19 protein-coding genes and 1 tRNA gene are annotated in these 20,675 nt (G+C 55.7%); 12 read left to right on the top strand and 8 right to left on the bottom strand.

Translation table 11 applies throughout. The features are described 5' to 3' along the window. Window positions 1-7: 7 nt before the first annotated feature. From prmC to rho, 4 genes are all read right to left on the bottom strand, one after another. Entirely contained in the window at window positions 8-910 is a 903-nt protein-coding gene (gene prmC, locus P0111_13795; protein ID MDF0645098.1) for a peptide chain release factor N(5)-glutamine methyltransferase, read from the bottom strand. Further along, window positions 907-1,989, bottom strand: a complete 1,083-nt coding sequence (gene prfA, locus P0111_13800) for a peptide chain release factor 1 (GenBank protein ID MDF0645099.1) — start codon at window positions 1,987-1,989, stop codon at window positions 907-909. The genes prmC and prfA overlap by 4 nt, the downstream gene beginning before the upstream one ends. Window positions 1,990-2,095: 106 nt before the next feature. Beyond that, window positions 2,096-2,302 (bottom strand): 50S ribosomal protein L31, encoded by a 207-nt coding sequence (rpmE, locus tag P0111_13805; GenBank protein ID MDF0645100.1) that lies wholly within the window; start codon window positions 2,300-2,302, stop codon window positions 2,096-2,098. A gap of 85 nt (window positions 2,303-2,387) precedes the next feature. Beyond that, entirely contained in the window at window positions 2,388-3,635 is a 1,248-nt protein-coding gene (rho, locus tag P0111_13810) for a transcription termination factor Rho (protein ID MDF0645101.1), read from the bottom strand. A gap of 521 nt (window positions 3,636-4,156) precedes the next feature. On the opposite strand from rho, the gene P0111_13815 reads away from it, so the two are divergent. From P0111_13815 to P0111_13860, 10 genes are all read left to right on the top strand, one after another. Then, window positions 4,157-4,570, top strand: coding sequence for a DUF2203 domain-containing protein (locus P0111_13815; GenBank protein MDF0645102.1), 414 nt, complete (start codon window positions 4,157-4,159; stop codon window positions 4,568-4,570). A gap of 39 nt (window positions 4,571-4,609) precedes the next feature. Further along, the gene (locus P0111_13820; protein MDF0645103.1) at window positions 4,610-4,888 is read left to right on the top strand and encodes a YciI family protein; all 279 of its coding nucleotides are present in this window, start codon (window positions 4,610-4,612) and stop codon (window positions 4,886-4,888) included. A gap of 220 nt (window positions 4,889-5,108) precedes the next feature. Continuing rightward, entirely contained in the window at window positions 5,109-6,263 is a 1,155-nt protein-coding gene (locus tag P0111_13825; protein ID MDF0645104.1) for a hypothetical protein, read from the top strand. A 358-nt stretch (window positions 6,264-6,621) separates the two neighbouring features. After that, window positions 6,622-7,254: a carbon monoxide dehydrogenase beta subunit family protein gene (locus P0111_13830; protein MDF0645105.1), complete on the top strand. Its 633-nt coding sequence runs from the start codon at window positions 6,622-6,624 to the stop codon at window positions 7,252-7,254. A 34-nt stretch (window positions 7,255-7,288) separates the two neighbouring features. Next, entirely contained in the window at window positions 7,289-8,500 is a 1,212-nt protein-coding gene (locus P0111_13835) for a transketolase C-terminal domain-containing protein (protein ID MDF0645106.1), read from the top strand. A 54-nt stretch (window positions 8,501-8,554) separates the two neighbouring features. Beyond that, window positions 8,555-9,457 carry a thiamine pyrophosphate-dependent enzyme gene (locus P0111_13840; GenBank protein MDF0645107.1) on the top strand — a complete coding sequence of 301 codons (903 nt, stop codon included), beginning with the start codon at window positions 8,555-8,557 and terminating at the stop codon, window positions 9,455-9,457. 18 nt (window positions 9,458-9,475) lie between these two features. Beyond that, window positions 9,476-10,183 carry a 2-oxoacid:acceptor oxidoreductase family protein gene (locus tag P0111_13845; protein ID MDF0645108.1) on the top strand — a complete coding sequence of 236 codons (708 nt, stop codon included), beginning with the start codon at window positions 9,476-9,478 and terminating at the stop codon, window positions 10,181-10,183. Between the two features lie 19 nt (window positions 10,184-10,202). Next, window positions 10,203-10,481 (top strand): pyruvate ferredoxin oxidoreductase, encoded by a 279-nt coding sequence (locus P0111_13850; protein ID MDF0645109.1) that lies wholly within the window; start codon window positions 10,203-10,205, stop codon window positions 10,479-10,481. 80 nt (window positions 10,482-10,561) lie between these two features. Then, on the top strand, window positions 10,562-10,831 hold the full coding sequence (locus P0111_13855; protein MDF0645110.1) for a hypothetical protein: 270 nt from the start codon (window positions 10,562-10,564) through the stop codon (window positions 10,829-10,831). A 63-nt stretch (window positions 10,832-10,894) separates the two neighbouring features. After that, a tRNA-Asn gene (locus tag P0111_13860) sits at window positions 10,895-10,970 on the top strand. Window positions 10,971-11,541: 571 nt separating this feature from the next. Here the strand turns inward: P0111_13860 and P0111_13865 are convergent. Next, a complete protein-coding gene (locus P0111_13865) occupies window positions 11,542-12,657 on the bottom strand; it encodes a hypothetical protein (GenBank protein MDF0645111.1) in 1,116 nt (371 codons plus the stop codon). A gap of 161 nt (window positions 12,658-12,818) precedes the next feature. After that, a complete protein-coding gene (locus tag P0111_13870; GenBank protein ID MDF0645112.1) occupies window positions 12,819-15,539 on the bottom strand; it encodes a hypothetical protein in 2,721 nt (906 codons plus the stop codon). A 1,093-nt stretch (window positions 15,540-16,632) separates the two neighbouring features. Here P0111_13870 and P0111_13875 point away from each other — a divergent pair. After that, window positions 16,633-17,232 carry a DUF3365 domain-containing protein gene (locus tag P0111_13875; protein ID MDF0645113.1) on the top strand — a complete coding sequence of 200 codons (600 nt, stop codon included), beginning with the start codon at window positions 16,633-16,635 and terminating at the stop codon, window positions 17,230-17,232. A 150-nt stretch (window positions 17,233-17,382) separates the two neighbouring features. Beyond that, a complete protein-coding gene (locus tag P0111_13880; protein MDF0645114.1) occupies window positions 17,383-18,321 on the top strand; it encodes an alpha/beta fold hydrolase in 939 nt (312 codons plus the stop codon). 51 nt (window positions 18,322-18,372) lie between these two features. Here P0111_13880 and P0111_13885 read toward each other — a convergent pair whose 3' ends face one another. Together P0111_13885 and P0111_13890 are read right to left on the bottom strand one after the other, a co-directional pair. Next, a complete protein-coding gene (locus P0111_13885) occupies window positions 18,373-19,857 on the bottom strand; it encodes a proteasome accessory factor PafA2 family protein (GenBank protein ID MDF0645115.1) in 1,485 nt (494 codons plus the stop codon). A gap of 18 nt (window positions 19,858-19,875) precedes the next feature. Beyond that, complete coding sequence (locus tag P0111_13890) at window positions 19,876-20,673, bottom strand: 20S proteasome subunit A/B (protein ID MDF0645116.1); 798 nt, start codon at window positions 20,671-20,673, stop codon at window positions 19,876-19,878. Window positions 20,674-20,675: the final 2 nt, after the last annotated feature.

The following is a 20,675-nucleotide window of genomic DNA, read 5'->3' on the forward strand; positions in this document are numbered from 1 at the left end:
GTCGATCCTATCCTCTTCCCCGTTCAGCAACCAACACACGCTCGATCCCCGCCTCGTCGCGAAGCGTCCCGACCGACTGATACGCAGGACAAGCCTCTACGCGTTCGATCAACGATCGGCTCTGTCCCCATCCGAGTTCCATGATCAAGCACCCTCCCGGCTCCAGAAACGGGATCGCGTCGTCGATCAACCGCTCGTGCAGCTCAGTGCCGCGAACGCCGGCGACCAGAGCCAATCGAGGTTCGTAGAGACGAACTTCTGGTTGAAGCGTCGGCCACTCCGATTCAGAGACATAGGGCGGATTTGAGACAATCACCCGGATACGCTGCTCTAGGCCTCGTCCTGCCAGAGGTGCCAGGAGGTCGCCTTCCAGCCACGTCACCGATTCGACCTGCAGACGCGCCGCATTCTGCTTCGCAGTTCTTAAGGCGTCCGACGAGAGATCGATCGCGAGCAGTTGCCGGGGGGACAGCAGGCGGGCGAGGGCAATCGCCAGGCAACCAGAGCCCGTACCCACATCGACGAGGACCGGCCGTTCCCACGAGCTGACTCGGCGAATTGCTTCTTGGACCAGCAAGGTGCTTTCCGGCCTAGGAATCAGCACCGAGCGATTGACCTCGAATTCGAGACCACAAAAATCCTGCGTGCCGAGGATATATTGCAGTGGTTCCCTCTCGGTCCGTCTGGACACGAGCCGCTGCAATCCTGCGACGTCGCCGAGGGACAACTCGCGCTTCCCATGAAGGACTTGCTGCAGCCTCGACAGTCCGAGTGCGTATTCGGCCAACCAGACCGCTTCCTGGTCGGCAGCGTCCAACCCTGCTTCTGATAGCTGTCGAGATGCCTCGGCGATCACCCGTCCGACCGTCCGGCATTCCTCGGCAGCCGCTCCCGGAGACGACAGACTCATGAAGCCTCCGAGACAGCCGCGTGATCACGCTGGGAACGCAGCGTCTCGACCAGTTCGTCCATGTCACCGGCCAGCACATGTTCTAGCTTATGGAGCGTCAAACCCACACGATGATCCGTGACCCGATTCTGAGGAAAGTTATAGGTGCGGATCTTCTCGCTTCGGTCTCCGGTTCCTACCTGCGCTTTGCGATTCCGGGCGATTTCGGCCTCTTGCTTTTCCCGTTCGGCCTCGACGATTCGGGCGCGTAGCGTTCGCATGGCCTTCGTACGATTCTTGAGCTGCGACCGTTCGTCCTGACAGGACACCACGACCCCGGTCGGAATGTGCGTGATCCGCACGGCCGAATAGGTGGTATTGACGCTTTGCCCTCCCGCCCCGGACGAACAGAACGTGTCGATTCGGAGATCCTTCGGATCGATCTGGACGTCCACCTCGTCCACTTCCGGCATAACCGCCACCGTAACGGTTGATGTATGAATTCGTCCTGCCGCCTCAGTCACCGGCACGCGCTGAACCCGATGGACACCGCTTTCATATTTGAATAGGGCATAGCCGCCCTTCCCCTCGATGAACGCGATCACCGTCTTATAGCCGCCCTTCCCGGTTTCGGAGGCCTCCACGATCTCAACTTTCAACTTGTGCCGTTCGGCAAATTTCACGTACATCCGGAACAGGTCTCCGGCGAACAAGGCAGCTTCATCGCCGCCCGTACCCGCCCGAATTTCCAAAAATAGGCTCTTGTCGTCGCGCGGATCCTTCGGTGTCAGATGCTCCATAGCCTGGGCATGCAGCGCCGCCATCGCGTCCTCGAGCCGCGCACTTTCTTCGGCAGCCAAGGACCGAAACTCCGTACCGGTCGCCGCATCTGCAAGCATGTGGGAAATGTCCTCCGACTGCTTGAGGAGGTCTCGATAACGCTGGAAGAGGTGCGCAACCGGCTCGAGTTCGGTTCGCTCTCGATTCAACTTGACCAGTAGAGGGGGTTGGCCGATGACAGAGGGGTCCGTGAGCTGTGTGGTCAACTCGTCATATCGGCTCGCGAGAGATTCCCATCTTTTCAGCAGTGCGGCTTCCATATTCCCTCAACGTGGTCCTTGCGATCTGTCGGAAAACGATTCGAGGCAAAAAAAGAGAGACCCTGCCGCTTGCGAAGCAGGGCCTCTCCTATGTTCGCAGAATTCGCTACTTACCCTTCTTCGCGTACTTCTTCTTAAATCGCTCGACCCGCCCCTCGGTATCGACGATTTTCTGCGTCCCCGTGAAAAACGGATGGCAATTCGAGCAGATATCGACGTTGATGTCCCCGACGGTCGATCGGGTCTTGTACTTGTTGCCGCACGCGCAATGTACCGTCGCTTCCCGGTATAACGGATGAATACCCTTCTTCATGTGTCCTGTGCCTCCGAAACTGCTGCCTTCGCCTATTCGAAGACCCGCCACTGTACCCTGTCCGACCACCGGATACAAGTCGGTATTATCGGTTCATGGATTGCAGGAACTCCTGATTGGTCTTGGTCCCCTGCACCTTATCCATCAGAAACTCCATGGCTTCCATCGTGCCGAGCGGACTCAGCACTTTCCGGAGAATCCACATCTTGTTGAGTCGGTCCTTGTCCACCAACAGTTCTTCCTTGCGCGTCCCGGACTGGCTGATGTCGATCGCCGGGAAGATGCGCTTGTCGGCCAACCGACGATCCAGATGCACTTCCATGTTGCCGGTTCCCTTGAACTCCTCGAAAATGACGTCGTCCATCCGGCTGCCGGTATCGACGAGTGCGGTAGCCATGATGGTCAAACTCCCGCCGTTTTCAATGTTCCGGGCTGCGCCGAAGAATCTCTTCGGCCGCTGAAGCGCGTTGGAATCAAGCCCGCCCGAGAGGACCTTGCCGCTCGGAGGAGCGATCGTATTGTAGGCACGCGCCAGACGAGTGATGCTGTCTAGGAGGATGACGACGTCTTTCTTGTGTTCGACCAACCGTTTCGCTTTTTCCAACACCATCTCCGCCACCTGGGCATGGCGTTGAGCCGGCTCGTCAAACGTGGAACTGATCACCTCCGCCTTGACCTGTCGCTGCCAGTCGGTGACCTCCTCCGGGCGCTCGTCGATGAGCAGCACGATCAGGGTGACTTCCTTATGGTTCTTGAGGATGGCGCGAGCGATGGCCTGCAGCAGCATGGTCTTGCCGGTTCGCGGAGCGGCAACGATCAGACCTCGCTGCCCCTTACCGATCGGAGTCGTCAGATCCATCACCCGAGTACAATATTCCTCACGGTCGAATTCAAGATTGATGCGCTCTTCCGGATACAGAGGGGTGAGGTTGTCGAAGAGAATCTTGTCACGCGCGACTTCCGGATCTTCGTAGTTGACCTTTTCCACCTTGAGCAGCGCAAAGTATCGCTCGCTTTCCTTCGGAGGCCTGATCTGGCCGGACACGATGTCTCCCGTACGAAGATTGAAGCGACGAATTTGCGAAGGCGAGATGTAGATGTCGTCCGGGCCGGGAAGATAGTTGGAGTCGGGGGCACGGAGAAAGCCGAACCCATCTGGCAATGTTTCGAGGACCCCCTCGCCGAAAACCACGCCGTTCTTCTCTGTCTGAGCTTGAAGGATGGCAAAAATCAATTCCTGCTTGCGAAGATTTGCCGCTCCTTCGATTTTGAGATCCCGCGCGACATCATTGAGGTCGGCGATGGTTTTTTGCTTCAACTCGGCAAGATGCATAACCTCTCCCTTGGTTTGTGCCATACGTGTCCTCTCAAGCTCTTAGCTGGTGAGTGAGCAGATGAATGCGAAACATGGTCAACGTCGACTGGCGCGTAATTACGGAACTGATCAATGAGTTGGCGATTGTGCCGCGTGTGTTTCTAATTCGAGGGGACGCTTTGTGAGGGACGATCTTGCCTCATGTCCCGTAGATACTTAATGAGCGAGAACTCCCGCCCACCGACCGGTCCTATGGCATACCTTGTAGATTGTGTCGAGACGTGCCCCGGAAGTACTCGTGTGCGGAATGTCCGTAGACTCGAACCGAAAGCTAGTTACGGTGCAGCATACCCCGCTGATCTATGCTTGTCAACAGAATAAGAAGCAGAGAGAGTCTCTGTTCTGTCGAGCATGCCCTTCCGCGGTCCCATTGCCCCCCCACGAGCATTCGGGATAAAATCCGGATCCTCAGCCGCCGGGGCCGTATTGCGGGAAGAAACACCGATGTGCTACATGAGCGCAACAACCCGGGGGCGCGCATGTCGCAAGACGACGAGCAGGAACACCACGAGCGGCTGTTCACGTTGGCGGAGGCCAATCGCCTGATCCCCCAACTGAATTCCCGTCTGACTTCGGTCAAGCAGGCGAGAGAAACGTTGGTTCGAACCAAAGAAGACATTCGGAAGGCGAGTGCTCGCGCCGAATACGGCGGAGGAAGCACAGTCGGGGCTCTCTATATCACCAGCCTCCAGCAGGTCAGTGCCAATATCAAGGCAATCCACGAGTTAGGGGTCGTCGTCAAGGATCTTGATATGGGACTCTGCGATTTCCCCCACCTTCGCGAAGGCCGAATCGTGTTCCTCTGCTGGAAAATGGGGGAACAGGAGATCAGATGGTGGCATGAAACGACATCAGGTTACAAGGACCGGTGCCCACTTGAGAGTTCTTCCTAACCCTTTCTCGAAACCTCATCGACGGCCCTACTACCCGTCATGATCTTCGTCATTCTCGGATTCGATGGTCCTGATGGAGAGGCACGGCGCAAAATTCACCGGCCTGCTCATCTCGCCAATCTCGAGCCCCTCGATCAAGCCGGCCGGATCCTCCTGGCAGGCCCCCTAACGGACAAGACGGGAAGCCTCATTATCATCGAAGCAGACTCCCTTGAGGAAGCTCGCACGTTTGCGCTTGAAGACCCCTACACGGTCAACGGCGTGTTCGAACGGGTAGAAGTGCATCCGTTCGCTCAGGTGTTCCCCAAACCAAGATAATCGTTCCCGCGATCAGGAATCATTACACCAGTATCGTCGACTATACTTTTGTCGAATTGCCGCCCTGGATGCTGAGCGCTATAGTTATTCCATGTGCTCCGCCCTACAATCCACCACTGGGTCGGTGGCCCTTCTCGGATTCGCTTTAGTCTTCACCACTCTCCTGCCCCCCGCCTCGGCTTCGTCAGGAAAGGTCATAACCGCCGAAGCCTCCTACGCCATGACGGATGACGATACGTTAACGAGCGCGGAGGAAAAGGTATTCCAGCGTGCCCAGCGGAAAGCGATTGAAGAAGCGGGAGTGTATCTCGAGGCGACATTTCAGGACATCGAGAGGGAATTCCGGGGGCAACGGACACAGAACAGCATGCTGGAAATACGCACGATCGCCGCCGGCATTACGGAAACCGAGATTCTCGAATCACGGCGATTCCTTGAAAACGATCGGCCGGTGTTTTTCGTGCGGATCCGAGCGACGGTCGATATCGAGAATCTCGCCGCGGCGGTTCGACGGCTGCAATCGGAGGCGAAGCTTTCTCAGCATTTTCGTCAATTGCAGCAGGAAAATCAGCAACTCCGCAAACAGCTGAAAGAATTCCAGCAGGACCCCATCGGCGTTCGAATGCTGATCATCGAACCAAGCGGAAAATCCGAGCCTGCTCAGCAAGCGAGAGGTTTGGTGAGCAGGGCCGTGCAATCACAGAATCTGCGCGAGAAAATCCAGCTGTCCTCCGAAGCCGTCACGCTTGACAGTCGTTCCGTGGAAGCGCTCCTCATTCGAGGTCAGACCTATCTTCGATTGGTTTCTCTGGCTTTTGCGCAACATTCGAGCCCGGATACGTATGCCGATTATCTCCAGAAGGCCCAAACGGACTTTGACAGGGCGCTCCAGCTCGATAGCCAAAATGCATGGGGATGGGTCGGCAGGGGTGATGTCCAGACATGGTTCAAGCACATGGACCAAGCCGCTGTTTCGTATGAACAGGCCCTGGCTCTGGACCCATTCTTCGATATTGCGCGCCAACGCCTCATCGCCGTCTCTACCACCCAGGCCCGGCGGCAAGCGGAATCCAAACATCTGCATCAAGCCCTCGCCACCTTGAGGCGGCTTCTCGACACCCAGACCCCAGAAAGTTGGATTCCCTATCAGAAGGAGGCCTACCTGCTCCGCAGCGACATACTGTTGAAGCTGAATCGTCCAGGGCAAGCGGTTGAAGATCTCTCGACGGTCATCCGTGTCGATCCCACGAACACCGGGGCGCTCCTCACCCGTGCCAAGCTGTACCAGGACGCACTCCAAGGTAGGCTCGCGAAAGACGATCTAGAGAGAGCCTGTGTGCTCGGATCGACCGAGGCATGCGAACAGCTCCCATAAATGAGCGACTGGAACCTCCAATGACTATCAATGGCTTGCGCGAGATGCACACGGGAGTGAACTTCTGCGAGCAAGATGCGAGCAAGACAAGGAGAATTCCTCTCGCCTCCGTTTGACATAGCGAAATTCCCCCTCCTATAATACTTGGAAAGCCTGCGATTGATTCTTCACGGAACAGACGGCTTGGCTTAGGACAATAGGCCTAGGTTCGACTTTGTCCGATAGCCCAAAATTTCCCCTGCTTGGGCCTTCTGTGAGGTTGCAGATATCCCGGGAAAAGCTTACATTGGGAGCAGCCGAGCTTATTGAAAAATCGAAGTTCTCTCGTAGTTAACCCTTAGGCGAAGTGAGAGTCGGAATGAGTCAATATCGCGTGTTGCCAGGTCCTGAACATTTTCTTCCTCCCGCTGCAGCGTCCATGGGTGTGTACTTGCCGAATCCCGGCGAGGCCCACATCAACGGCGTCATCGCATCAGAGGAAAAGGCGTACGAAGAAGCCGCACGTCAGTTTCTCATGGCCTCCGTGCCGACAATTTTCCCCGGCCCGTTGGTGTTGTGGGCCTGGAACGAAAAAGCCGCGAAGAAAGCGACGGCCATTCGCCACCTGTATAACACGCTGAAGGAATGCGTGCAGCCCGGCCAGAGGCCGATGCTCATTCCCATGCCCGACTACAGACCGAAGTACCCCAAGATCAATCCAGAAGTCGAAATCAACCCAAACCATCCCAATCTGACCATCTGGCATAACAAGATCGATTGCTGCATGTTCGTGGGAGTGCATTGCCACCAGGCGAATCTCTCGCTGAAAATCATTCGGGGCGGGACATCCTGCTACACGATTGCCATGTGTGCGCAGGCCGGCCATGAGGACGCGATGCTGTCGTTCCGTGACGCATCGGTCGAAAAAATCATGACGCTCGCCGATTGGGTAAAGAAGTTAAAGGGAACGGTCAAACCGCGGCTGACGACCAAGAGCGGCGCAACAAGCTAAGCACTGCCTGATGCAGTGAAAGGAGGCTGGGGTCATGGCGGAAACAAAATCGGTCATCGGGACGCAGAATAAGAAGGGCCAGACATTTACCGATCCGTGGAAGATGCTCCATGACGCTCCTCGCACTCCGTCGTTCTTTACGGGCAGTGAAGTCATTAAAGAAGCCGTTCGTCGGGCGAGCTGCGATGTCATGATTGCCTATCCGATTACTCCGCAGAGCGAAGCAGCGGCGTTGATCGGCGAGTTGTTCGCCGAGGGTTATATCGGAGACTACTTCCGCGGCGAAAGCGAATTCGCCGTCATGTCCCAATGCGCAGGCGCCGCCTTCGGAGGCGCTCGGGTATTTACGACGACGGCGGGACCGGGCACGATGCGGGCCATGGAGAATTTCCCTATGTGGGCCGGTGCAAGATTGCCGATCCAGATGATCGTCACCTGTCGCGGCATCAACTCTCCGCTGTCGATCCAACCGGACACGCTGGAGATTGCCTATCTGCTGAACACCGGCATGCTGGTCTGGCATGCGGAGACAGCCCAAGACTTCTTCGATTGGATTCTCAAGGGCTACATGGTTTCCGAAGAACCCGATGTGCATCTCCCTCTCGCTTTATGTTGCGATGGTTTCTTCGTGACGCACACCAAGGATGTCGTCAACCTGACGCCGACCGACATGTGCCTTCCGCCCTACGATCCCTATCGGTCACCGGTTCCTTGCATGGACATGGAATGTCCCCCGGTTCGCATGATGCGAGATCCTTTTGTCATGAAGAGCAACTACATCAGCTATGCGACGCATGCGAGCTGGCAGCAGGAAATCTGGGCCGCCGTTGAACGGTCCCGCAAACATTCGATCCATTGGCTGAACGGGTTGATCGATACGGAAAACACCGACCAGGAAATCCTCATCGTGGCTTCCGGTACCGCTGTCTCTCAAGGTCGTGAAGCGATCCGGTTATTGGAGGATGAGGGGGTCCGCTGTGGGCTCGTGAAGGTGAAAACGTTGCGTCCTTGGCCGGAAGAGGAGATTCGAGAAGCCACGAAGAACGCCAAACACATCTTCGTGCCGGAATTCAACGTGACCGGCTGGCTGGCGAAAGAAATTCGTGCGACGATTCCGAATCCGCATCGCGTCCATGCTGGCCCACACGTCTGCGGCGGCATGACGATGCCGCCGGAGATCATCGTTCAGGAAATTAAGACGGCCCTCGGGATGAAGAGCTTTTCCCTGGCCGGTCGTGGAAGCTGAGCAGTACACTAAAAGAACCTGTTCGCTCCCGCGAGCGAATCTTGAGGAGGCCACATGAGCAAGGAACGGATCAAGATTTCCGAAGATCTGTATGACATTATGCCGTCGGACTACCAGGACCTGGTCAAGAGCGCAACGTATGGGAAGGAAGATCGCGGCTGGAAAGATATCGGTAATTCCAAGGAACTCATCGAGCAGCACTCTCTTTGCGCGGGCTGCCCGGAATCGATGGCCTTCCGATACATCTTGGCGTCTCTCCCAAATCCCGAAGATACGGTCATGGTCGGATCAACCGGGTGCACCAGCCTGGTGTTTCCGATGGTTGCGGTTCATAATATCCATTCCCTGTTCGGCAACCAGAACGCGATCGCGTCCGGTCTCAAGCGCGCTCTCAGCGTCCGATTCCCGGATCGCGTGAAGGACGTTGTGGTCCTCGCCGGTGACGGTGCCACCGTGGACATCGGTCTTGATATGACGCTCCAAGCCTGGTTCCGGCAGGAGAAGTTTACGACCATCTGCTTCGACAACGAGCTTTACGCGAATACCGGCGGTCAAGAGAGCGGGCTCATGCAGAAAGGCTTCGTCGCGAAGATGGCGCCGGTCGGCAAATTGTTCGACAAGGTCCGGTTGCCGGAAATCGCGCGGGAATCCGGCTGTCACTATGTCGTCAATTGCACCGTCAGCAAGCCTTCGCTGGTCGAGAAGGTCATCCGGAACGCGGTGCACGTGGCACGCGAGATCGGACCCACCTATCTTCAGCTCTACACGCCCTGCATTCTGGAAATCGGGAAGAACAGCATGGAAGGTTTGCAAGAAATGCGGGATTCCGAGAAGCCGACCGAGCGCTTTGCCTACAAGGAATACATCAGCGAACCTGCCAAGCAACTCCTGGCTGAGATGACGGCGAAAGAGAAGGAACGGAAAGCGGCGGCCAAGCAATTGGCAGGACAAGCCTAACCCGACCGGAGGTCACATATGATTAAGAAACGGCTCAATATCCGGATGTCCGGCTTGGGGGGACAGGGCGCCGTCACAGCAGCGCACGTCTTAGCCATGGCCGCCAACCGCGACGGGAAGTTTTCCATTTCAAATCCGTTTTTTGGGGCGGAGAAGCGAATGGCTCCGGCGGAAAGTTACTGTCGAATTGGGATCGAACGCATCTACGATCGCGGCGAGCTCGTCTTTCCGGACGTGATTCAAGTGTTCCATCCTCAGGTTATTACCATGGGGAAGAGCTATACGATGCCTTTCTATTCCGGTGTGAAGGAAGGCGGGGTGGTCATCATCAATTCGGCTCAGCCTCTTCTTTCGGAAGAAGACATTCAACGACTCAAGGATTTGAACGTCGCCGTGTTTTATATTGCGGGAACCGAGCTTGCTATTGAAGTCGCGGGTACCGAATTGTCCACCAATATGGCGATGATCGGCTCAGTATCGGGCATCACCAAATGCGTCACTATGGAAGCCCTCGACGGCGCCCTTCAAGAGCGCTTCGGTAAGAAATTCGTGGCCTCCGGCGGTACAGCTTCGTTGGACGAGGCGATCAAGAAGAAGTTTGCGAAGAAAGAGATGCTGCTGGCCAAGAATCTGGCGACTGTAAAACGTGCCTACGAGATCGCCAGCGAATGGGCGGCAAAGAACAAAGTCGAGCTGCAGGTCGGTAATCCGGCCGTTGCCGCGTAAGAAAAAGGAACCATCATTAATGTACAACGTCGCGCAAGTCATCGATGACAAGTGTACGGCCAAGAAAGGTTGCCGACTCTGTATCATGTATTGCCCTGAGGCAAACTGCTTGGACCTCAATTCCGCCAAGATGGTCGCCGAGGTCACCATCGATCGTTGCAAGGGTTGCGAACTCTGCGTCGTGGTCTGCAACGCCGCCAAGCACGAAGCGATCGTCATGCAGGCTGTCAGCGCCACCGGGCAGTTGATGTCGAAGAAAGGCGAATCTGCGGCATTGGGGCAGGCCTACCAAGGCTAAGCCGATACGGTTCGAATCGAAAGACCCCATGGCGTTCTCGCTATGGGGTTTTTTGTTGGGACATTCGAAAAGGGTGCACCATGGAATCCGAAGACAACGTGATCGACGAATTGTTGAAAGAAATTACAGACCTGATCACTCAGTACCCGAAAGCCATTGAACGCCGTGCAGCGGCCATTCAGGCCGCGGGCAAAGACCCCGAGCTCGTGGAGAAGCTGGTCAAGGCTGCCGATACCATGCGCGACAGCGGCAATCTCTATCTGACTTGGGCCAAGCATTATGCGGCCTTGGCCGAGGGGAACACCGACGCTTCCAGCGACGAGGACGAAACCGAAGATTTCGACGTTTGAAAATTCCTCCCCCTTCCGTACAGACTTTTGCTAGAATGCCTTTCCTCCAATTGACTTCTGCGTTCCCCGGTAGCTCAGTTGGTAGAGCAGCCGGCTGTTAACCGGCTGGTCGCAGGTTCGAGTCCTGCCCGGGGAGCCAACCCAGATCAAGAGGAGGCATACCCCATCGCGGGGTCCCGCCCTTCCTTTTCTCCGGCAGCACGGACCACCGGTCTGCAACTTCTCTTCATGATCAGCCGACGGATTTCGTGACGGACCCTCCTGCACTAGGGGTTAGGGTGCTTCTTTGCTTACTGAACACTCCCAGATCCCCCACCCTCTGTCCCAAGACAAGCAGCCCTCGAATCCCATTTGACTACCACCGCCTTGGAATCATCAATTTCCAATGCTTCTTCTGACAGAAAGAATTGGACAAGCCCAGGTTGAGGAGGAGGCAACCTACCGGCAAGAGAGCTGGACCCGATGTGACTCTCATGCATGTCAGTGATGCCAGAACTTGATGGTATGGAAGCGACCCGGATGATTCAGCAGCAATGTCCGCCGCCGTCATAGTTGGATTGTCCGTCCATAACGCGGAACAGTGAAACGGCTACCCACGCAGCCGGCGCCATCGCTTTGATCAATCGGACAGCAGCGGTTGACAGAACCGCGATTGCCGATGTCCCGGAAGGGAAGAGGAATCGCCCACCCACGCATGACAGCGTTCAAGGCTAGTACGAATCTGCGGCAAATGCCTTGATTTGGGAGAGTTTTAGGGGCGACAGCTTTAAGGTATCTCCCGGAAGGCTATTGTCATCCAGATCCGGCCATACCAATGCCAACTGATATCCTAAGCTCCGAATCAGCCTCAATCGCTCAAACACTGTGCGCGCGGGATCGCGGTCCCGGTGGTCCGGAAAGTCTTGGTCCCAGGGATGTCCATAGCTGCCCTTCGGAAGTGCTTCCCCTTTTATGTTTTCGTCTTTCTCATACCCCTTCCCAATCACGGACCCGAACTCACCAAGGATATGAGCGTTGGCCGTGCTAGCACTAGGCAAAGGTGTATAATCACCGAAGGGTCCGAATTTTTCTGAGTAATAGTGGAATTGTCGTTGCGTCCCTGTCGGCAATATGGAGAGGTCGGATTGGAAACGGTGTCCGACGGTCGAGGGAAATTTCTTGTCTTCAATCCAGTTCAAGGCCAACGAAATGAATGCTACCAAAGCGGATGGCTGTACATAGGGAAAAAGATGGAATGGCTTCTTGATGTTGATTGGGACAGGAATCACAGTCCAGATTGGTTCGTTGATCACTTCCCATGCATAGATCAATTTTTTGTAGTCCAGCGAGACTCGAAGAAATTCTCCCAGGACAGAGAAGAGAAACTTGTTTCGTTTCGTCGCATCCTCGGCAACACTCCCTCGTCCGCCAGCGTTGGTGATTGCGGTATCATGCGTCTCAAAAAACTCAAAGCTGATCAGCGATGGGATCAGTTGCATATTGACGGCTTTATGCATCTCCAACAATTGTCGGAAGTGGTCCAGGAATAATGGATCTAGCGTGGCTGGCGGATCAAAGGCAGTTAAAGGATTACTCAAATTGATTAGAGGAGAGACGATGTCATTCTTCCCATATCGGGGCAGTAGTTGCATTCGCCCGAAGAAATTCACATCCATTACGGCTCGATTATTAACGTCAGTGGTCTGTGCCTTGATTACCCGTGGCGGTAGTCCATAGGTTAATCCATTGCCTAACAGCTGCCATCGAACGACTTGCACCCCATTGTCCTTGAGCACTTTCAAGTTGTCCGCCATCTGCTGTTTGAACTCAAGGTCCTTCCATTCCACTGAATAGTTCTGAGGCCACTGACCTTGTGGTAGGTGGGGTCCCAACCAGCTCCCGAACTTGTTCGATGGCCAAGGATAGTTGTATCCGACAATCATCGGGATCTCTCTAAGTCAAAGAAAAGACACTGCTGAAGATGCGCGGGGCGTCTGTCATTTATTGACTAAGCGATTGTCGCCAAATTGCTCGTTACGGCGATATCAGTGCCAGACGAAGGCGTGTACTCAAACCATTCAGCAATCAAAAGACCCTTCTCCCCCGCTTGCATAATACTGACTGGTTTTTGCGAGCCGTCATGCGCATTTGCCATGGCCTGCACGACAATGTGGGTCGAGTCTGGCACCGAGACAATCGGTTGGACCTCCTGCACGCCTGAATCATAATTGTCAATGATCGCAGTATATCCCGCCACAAATCCGGCACTTGTCGACACGGCAATGGTGACGGGGCTTGAATTCTGGGACAGGCGGTCGGTTGTGACAGTGGCCACCTGAGGTCCGTCGTCTGGCAACGGTGCACCACCTGGTGTCGTCGGAGGAATGCCAGGATAGTTGGTGTTGTTGTAGTCTGCAATCTGTTGTGCAATTGCCAAATAGGGGCCTGAATAGACGGCATCAACGGCACCACCTTCGGCAAATTTGACCCAGGCTTCCTCATAGCCCTCGCGAATCGTCAGTACTACTCGGGCGCTGCCGGAACGAAGAAAGCCTTGCCGCGTCAGGTCGGGATGGCGGATCGCACGAATAAATTCCCAGCTTCCCGGCACATCCCAAAAATAGGAATACAGGAAATACACCACGTTCTCCCATTCCACGGCGTCATTGATGAAGCGAACCATCTGTTCGTACTGAGAGACCGTCGACCATGCGGTCGGAGACAGATTCGAGTCGTTCCCGGTAAAGGCGACCCCATACTTCAGCATATTCCCTACCGGATCAGTCGGATCCGGATTTGTCTTAAAGAGAGCCGCCACGTCCGCCGGCATAAAATCAAAGCCTTCGCCGAGCAACCACCGCAATACACATTTCATGATCTCGTCGTTTTCCTCACGTCGCAATGTCAACGTATCGACGTTCGCAATCTGAGCCTGCAGTGCGGCAATCTGAGCGTTCCAAGCCTGAAGTTGGGCATAATAGTTGGTTTGAGCGGCATTGTAGCAAGCGTTCCACACGGTAGATTGCCATTGCTGAATTGCCTCAGGGGTTGGTTCAAGTTGGACAACCAAACCAACGGTCGCTGGAGAAACTAATCTGAAATGAAACGAAACAACTTGAGAGCCGGTCGCATGTAGAAGAAAGCTGTCCGTGACCAAGGGCGATTCGGAAGGAGGGGTGAAGCTGCTTGTGGCGAAATTGAGAACATAGTCTCGTATATCTTTGGTGCAGAGATACCCCGTGTCGGCTACTGCAAAATCATGGCGGTTGTAACTATCTTCATGACTGGTTTCAAGCGACGCGTGAACTTCCACACCTGTAATCCAATAGCCCGGAGGGACATCGAAAGGCAGAGAATACTCATGCCAATCACGATTGTCATCTCCGGCCGGCGGCAACCCACCAGCTGCCTGAGTCAGTTGAAGCGGGGGGGGAGACGGGTTGGGCGGCGGTGGCAATTGAACGTTGAATTGTTCGCTGAGCCGTTGCCAAGTGGGAATATCCGGAGTGATTTGCCCGAAAGTAAGCGGAAACGAAAACACCTGATTGACTTTCTGTTGCAATTCCCACATTTGGGCATGGATTTTACGCATTGCCGCACCTGGTTCCGGAATCACGATGTCATACGTTAGACGCAATCCATAACGGTATAAGCCGACATGCCATTTACGCATCAAACTGAAATAATCGATCCGCATTGGATCTGTGGCGCTGGGATTTTTCAATATTCTCGTCGAGGTCTCGGAAGCGCCTGAAGTGGTTGAAGTCGAGATAGTCACTTTATGCGACTGCTTTACGCGCGACGAGGCTTTACGTGTGACCGCCAGAGCATCTTTTCGGCTATCTGTGGCCGATCTAGATGTTTGGTCTTGAATGCTGAACCCTGTGGAACCCGAGGCAGTCACAAAATTTCCGAAACTACCTTGCACGTTCCCGGTTGCATTGAACTGATTGTTACGGGTCGCCTGGGAGGTCGTCGACTGTGCGAGTTCCGTATTTTCGGTCACTCCCGTCTCGCTGTAATCCTCTAGAGAATCTGTCACGATCGACGTGAATTCCTTGTTCGTGACGGACCATTCCTTTTGGATGACCGAGGTTTCCTCCATCGGAGCAAGACAGATGGTGGAAACTAACTCGCCACGTTCGAGGCCTGCTGGCGTCATTTCCAGGCGTTCTAGATTAAGCATGCCGATGCGGACGGCAGCCGCATTCGCTTGAAAGTTTTTCGTGGCGGTTACGGCCTTTTGCAATAGGTTGGCGGCTACAGCCGGAGCTACTACGGAGGCAGGCCTCAGCGTCAGTCTGGTGGATACCGCGTTAGTCTGTTGGGGAGCTGCCAACGCATTCTGACGGCCCGCAATTACCGCGTTACCAAAGGTCGTGAGCGTGGAAATACTTACCGAGGCCAATGCACTAGGGGAAGGAAGAAGCGCGGGCATAGGAGCGCCCTCAAATCGGCGCAAATTCTCTGCAAGACCGCCAACGGCGGTTGTGTTGTGTGGCACATTTTGTGGTCGATCCTGCTCAGACATTGACGAAAGGGCCTCATCCACTTCCCCAGGTTGCAAGTTGAGCTGGCGTAGATAACCGAATTTTATGACAGCTGCCGTCGCCGCTGAGTGACTCTGATTGTCAGACGAATCACTTGTACTGTGCGCCTGTTCTGGCAATTTTAAGGGCACATAGGTCGCTTTCGGAACACGTCGGGCCGCATTAGTAAGGTTGGGCATATTTCCTCCTGATGAGGTTTAAGGCCTAGATAAATATCTTTCACCAATGCCGCTCCTAGCCGCTGAGTAGTCTGATTTTCGTAATTCCCTGCCGTTCAGCAAGAATCTCTGTCAAGTGCTCGTATATTGGGCGCAATGGACATCGAACAAAACTGAGTTTAAGAAGCCGAGATTGATATTGGGGACATGGTGCGCGACGGGCATCGCAAAGGAAGCTGGTTCTTCCTGTCCCTCTTGCCGGTTCGTGGAGTCCTGTCGCTTCCACTTCTACCGGAGAGGATCGTCGAAATCAGGCATCCGCAGAACGGAATATTGAAGCCACGTCGCAAGAAGACTCTGTGCGATTTCCCTCCAGATTAGGAAGCGCCGGCATCCCACAAGTTAACGCAGTGGCGTAGGAAAGTAGTATGACGAGGTTCATTTAGGCTCGACTGGTGTGTGACAGGACAGCGGGCGTCAACGGATGCGGCAAGCAGCTTTCATTCCGCAGTCAAGACTGGAGAAATCATTTGAATGCCTGTTAAATCGCTAAGCACATTACATGGACGAGGGACACCAGTTGCTTCGGCCGCACATACTGTGCGATCGCACACCGCTCGTATTGGGCGGCTACGCACACATGGATACGTCAACCTCGTGGAATTTGCCTCGGAATGTCGATGCGGAAGGAGATGGACGGGAAGGCAATGACGACAGTATGTTCCGGTCCACAATTAATCGGAAGGAACGACTTCGACAAGCAGTTCGTACACTATTCTGTAGTAACGATGTGGTCATTTGCATTACACTTGACAAGCCTGGACATTTCTCCCTGAGATCCTCACACGACTTGTCCAGTACTCATCTTCACGTAACTTGGGGATCCGATCTATGCGTTGCTGCGAAACAAAGCGACCTCAGTTTCTCCGAAGTATCTAGCAGGAGTCGATCGGGCGCCACGCCAGCTCAAGCGGAGATAGGGAGAAGCAGGATATTTGCTCTTTAATTCAGCGCGTTCGAGATCTGGAGCCGTCCGGCTGTTTGTAAGCCGCTTCTGTCGTCACGATCGATGAAGGTGGACAAAGTGCACATTGACATAACCGGAGGATGAATCATGGATCTGAGAGGCTTTTGGTTGGGTCTCGCCGTTGGAACCGTTTCCACTTGTCTATTCAGTCCCTGGGTGTTCTCGGCCGCGAGCAAGGATCCGGACCCGTCCGATGGTATCGCACCGCAGGCTGTGGCCGATTATATCCATAGCATCATCCAAGCGGATCGAACCTTCTACACGAATGAAATCGTTGAACGGATGCAGACGAGAGGCATCGTTTCCGCGTCGGAGCATTGGAAGGAGACAGGAGATCTCCCGCTGCCTGCTCAATTTGTGCTCGAAACGGGTCGGCTCGTCGCTCAACAATCTAATGGAATGCGGTATCGGTTGATCAGCAATTGGCCGATCAACAAGAAGAACGGTCCGATGACGGAATTCGAGCAAACCGCTCTGGCAAAAGTCCTTGTCAATGCCGACCGCCCCTATACAGGCATTACGACGGAGGGTAAAACTCGCGTGTTTCAAGCGCTCTACGCCGACAAAGCCATCTCTCAACGATGCGCTGATTGTCACAATGTGCATCCGAAGAGCACGAAAAGGAATTTCAAGTCCGGAGACGTGATGGGGGGGATCCTGTTGACCATCCCGCTTTCTTCCAAATAGAAACGACCTGTGACGCTGCGGACTTCAGGACGGTCGGTCCCTGGATCGCCCGTCCCGCTGTGGCAGACCGACGATCCCTCCTGATAGTATGGCAACGTGACACCGTTTCCGGATTTCGTCCCGTCCCCGCTCCTACGCAACCCTCACCTCATGACACTGCTCCCTCGGTATTGGCCTCGGGGGCGCCTCTTGCACGGAATTGCGGTCGAATCCCGGCTCTTCACCGTCGCTGACGAGACGAGAATCCAGGGCTTCTGCCATTGGCAAGAACATCGGCGGGCTCACCGAACCGTGGTTCTGGTGCATGGCCTCGAAGGCTGTAGCGAATCCCACTACATGCACGGGATCGCCGCCAAAGCCTACCGCGCAGGCATGAACGTGGTTCGCTTGAACCAGCGCAACTGCGGCGGCACCGAGCATCTGACCTCCACGCTGTACAACAGCGGGTTGGGTCACGACTATCGAACGGTGGTGGACGAGTTGGTTCGCCTCGACGGCCTGGCCGGCATATGGCTGGTCGGCTATTCGATGGGGGGGAACCTGGTGCTGAGGGCAGCCGGTGAAACCGCCTCATTGCAGCCGGGGTTGGCCGGAGCAGTCGCGGTCTGCCCCAACATCGATCCCACACAATGCGTCGCCGCGCTGGAACATCCCAGGAACTGGATCTACCACAGCCATTTCCTCACAAGTATGAAAGCGCGCATCCGCCGGAAAGCCCTGCTCTTTCCCGGTCGATGGGACCTTACCGACTTAGACGCCATCCGCACGCTACGCGAATTCGACGACCGTTATACCGCACGCGACGGCGGCTATCGAGACGGAGCGGACTACTATGACCGCGCCGGGGCAAGACACGTATTGAAGTCGATCGCCGTTCCCACGGTCATCATCACGGCTCAGGACGACCCCTTCATCCCTTATGACATGTTCGACACGGCGGCCATCCGAGAGAATCCAAAAATCCGACTGATCGCACCTCGGCACGGAGGGCACTGCGGGTTCGTCCAGCCGCGCCGCGCCGACGAGGACCGCTTTTGGGCCGAAAATCGGATCATCGACCTGATGACCCGACGCGACGGCGCGCCATGAATGTCGGGCTCACGGGAGGATTCGAGAGGTGGCTCGGACTTGCCGAACCGGTCAGGATCCGGCTAGATGAGCATGTACTTCTTGAACGTAGGTCCTGAAGGGGTCCGGCATGGGGAAGGGCGCCTGGCCTTTGACTTGGAAAATCGACCAATTGATCACGTAGGGGGGGAAGAATCGCTCCTCTTGCCTGGGCTCAGGCTCATCGGGGGGATGAGCCTTGCCCAGCAGATGCCGAACCAGCTCGCCGCGCCCGTATGCTCGGGTGTTTCGCGGCGGATGAGCCCCGGCAAGTTCGATCGCCTTGTCCGTCGTCACACGAGGGACGCGCCCTTCCTCCAGCAATCCGAAGTAAAGTCCCTTGTCCGGATTCAGGTTGTGATATTCAAGGTCGAGGCTCTTCAAGATTGGATCCGTCCAGTCGACCTGTTCGGCCTCGCGGAACGACTCCAACAGCCACAGCTTTGACGCCCAATCCACCCGCCCAACCAGCTTGACGTACTCGCTGCGCAGGTCCTGCAGCACCGCGGCCCATTCGTCGAGTACCCAATCGGTCTCCTCGTCCTGTCCGCGGCAATGCTGCCTCGCCGCCTCGACAAACCGCTCCTGGATGTCGATCGCGGACATCGTCTTGCCGGACAGCAGTTGCACCATCCATTGCCGATCCTGATCCTGGGAAATCTCCTGCAGGGTTTCGACCGGTTCGTTGATCTCGAGATCGCCCGGGACATGCCCCTCCTCGATCAACTGCAACACCAGACCGGTGGTTCCCATCTTCAGGGCGGCGGCATACTCCGTCATATTGGAGTCGCCGAGCAGCAGGTGGATGCGTCGATACTGATTCGGGTCCGCCAGGGGTTCATCCCTCGTATTGACGATGGCCCGATTCTGCTGCACCCACTCGAAAAAGTCATTGACGATGTGATCGGCCCGCTGCGAAATCTGAAACGGCGATGCCGGGTCCAGGCGCCCTGAGCCGATCGACGCGCGCGGTACGATCAGTCGATCCATCTGAATCCAGGCGTCTTGAGGACCGGCCGACCCGACTCGTCCCGACCCGGTGAAAATCTGTCTTGTGACCAGAAAGGTCACGAGAGGAGCCAAGCCGCGCCGCGTGAACGGAAATCGTCTGGAGACCAGATAGTTCTCGTGAGAGCCGAAGGTGGCGTCAGTCTGGTGATCGACGTTGTTTTTGATGAGCGACACCTGATCGGCAATTCCGAGGTCCTCGATTGTCTGTTGCAAGATCGCATCCCCTGCGCGATCGGCCGCGACCACGTCGGTCAAGGAATGGCACTCCGGTGAGGCATATTCCAGATGCCCCATATCCAGATACACCCGGCCCGCATTCGTGAGAAATCCACCGTTGCCGGGAGGCTCATCGTGTCCCCGATGATGCACATCGAGGACACCCAGGCGCCGGACATGGAACAGATGGTCGCGAATCTTGTGTGCGAACCAGGTAGGAGAATGATCCGGACGGTCTTGGTGAACCAGGAGGCCGTACTCGGTCTCCAAGCCGAATATACGGTTCAACATGACTTCACGCGAATAGGATCACGCTACAGCCCACTCGCCGAGTTCGGCGGGCTTGAGGGGGGCCCGATATTTTGCCGATCCGCGATGGTTCCGATCGAGCACGGCGCATTCGATCGTACGGCCGTCAAGCTGATCACGCACATACTCTCTCACCGTCTCGGCATCGATCTTGGCCTGCTCCGATTCCGGCGCGGCCGGCTCCTGCTCCGATCGTGTCTCCGCGGTCCTGCGCTGAGACCGCTCCCCCAACACCCACGCATGCAGCGCAATACCGATCGCCTGATCAAGTGTGCCGGCATGGGCCGGATCCGCCTGCAAATAAGCCAGCATCGCTTGCTCGACGGACCGATTGGCGGCCAAGACGGCACAGTGAGTCCGTTCTTCAAACGTCCCGTCATAATTGATAGTCAGAAACCTGTCCTTGTCGGCTTTCTGTCCCAGTTCGGCCAGCAGGATTTTCACGATGAACGGCGCCTTGAAGACCTCTTCGAACGCCTGTTTGATCACCGGTGCGATCCCATACTTGACCATGCGACCGCCGGTGACATCGGACGGCGACCGATTGAACCCCTCAACATGAGCCATTTCCAACAGGCTGAAGCGCAGTTTCTCGAGATCGGCCGGATGGCCCATGCCTCCCAGCGCCAGACGATCGTAAATTTCATAGAGTTTCGGAGTGCCTTTGCTGACCGTGAGGAGCAGAATCCCGTCCGCGTACGTCACGGCGATCACCGGGCTCCCCTGCGTGAATTGTTCGTCCAGATACTGCCGGCGGTTGCCGACCGCTTCGACCCAACGGTATGGTTCTTCGTACATAA

This window comes from Nitrospira sp. (genome assembly GCA_029194535.1).
In the GTDB taxonomy this organism is placed as follows: Bacteria; Nitrospirota; Nitrospiria; order Nitrospirales; family Nitrospiraceae; genus Nitrospira_C.

What these genes read in the sequence shown, in the direction of transcription:
- P0111_13815 (MDF0645102.1), top strand. Translation starts at nt 4,157, where the DNA reads ATGTCGCAAGACGACGAGCAGGAACACCACGAGCGGCTGTTCACGTTG.
- P0111_13845 (MDF0645108.1), top strand. Translation starts at nt 9,476, where the DNA reads ATGATTAAGAAACGGCTCAATATCCGGATGTCCGGCTTGGGGGGACAG.
- prfA (MDF0645099.1), bottom strand. Translation starts at nt 1,989, where the DNA reads ATGGAAGCCGCACTGCTGAAAAGATGGGAATCTCTCGCGAGCCGATAT.
- P0111_13855 (MDF0645110.1), top strand. Translation starts at nt 10,562, where the DNA reads ATGGAATCCGAAGACAACGTGATCGACGAATTGTTGAAAGAAATTACA.
- P0111_13880 (MDF0645114.1), top strand. Translation starts at nt 17,383, where the DNA reads ATGACACTGCTCCCTCGGTATTGGCCTCGGGGGCGCCTCTTGCACGGA.
- P0111_13835 (MDF0645106.1), top strand. Translation starts at nt 7,289, where the DNA reads ATGGCGGAAACAAAATCGGTCATCGGGACGCAGAATAAGAAGGGCCAG.
- P0111_13885 (MDF0645115.1), bottom strand. Translation starts at nt 19,857, where the DNA reads ATGTTGAACCGTATATTCGGCTTGGAGACCGAGTACGGCCTCCTGGTT.
- rho (MDF0645101.1), bottom strand. Translation starts at nt 3,635, where the DNA reads ATGCATCTTGCCGAGTTGAAGCAAAAAACCATCGCCGACCTCAATGAT.
- P0111_13830 (MDF0645105.1), top strand. Translation starts at nt 6,622, where the DNA reads ATGAGTCAATATCGCGTGTTGCCAGGTCCTGAACATTTTCTTCCTCCC.
- P0111_13840 (MDF0645107.1), top strand. Translation starts at nt 8,555, where the DNA reads ATGAGCAAGGAACGGATCAAGATTTCCGAAGATCTGTATGACATTATG.
- P0111_13825 (MDF0645104.1), top strand. Translation starts at nt 5,109, where the DNA reads ATGACGGATGACGATACGTTAACGAGCGCGGAGGAAAAGGTATTCCAG.
- P0111_13850 (MDF0645109.1), top strand. Translation starts at nt 10,203, where the DNA reads ATGTACAACGTCGCGCAAGTCATCGATGACAAGTGTACGGCCAAGAAA.
- P0111_13870 (MDF0645112.1), bottom strand. Translation starts at nt 15,539, where the DNA reads ATGCCCAACCTTACTAATGCGGCCCGACGTGTTCCGAAAGCGACCTAT.
- P0111_13890 (MDF0645116.1), bottom strand. Translation starts at nt 20,673, where the DNA reads ATGTACGAAGAACCATACCGTTGGGTCGAAGCGGTCGGCAACCGCCGG.
- prmC (MDF0645098.1), bottom strand. Translation starts at nt 910, where the DNA reads ATGAGTCTGTCGTCTCCGGGAGCGGCTGCCGAGGAATGCCGGACGGTC.
- rpmE (MDF0645100.1), bottom strand. Translation starts at nt 2,302, where the DNA reads ATGAAGAAGGGTATTCATCCGTTATACCGGGAAGCGACGGTACATTGC.
- P0111_13875 (MDF0645113.1), top strand. Translation starts at nt 16,633, where the DNA reads ATGGATCTGAGAGGCTTTTGGTTGGGTCTCGCCGTTGGAACCGTTTCC.
- P0111_13820 (MDF0645103.1), top strand. Translation starts at nt 4,610, where the DNA reads ATGATCTTCGTCATTCTCGGATTCGATGGTCCTGATGGAGAGGCACGG.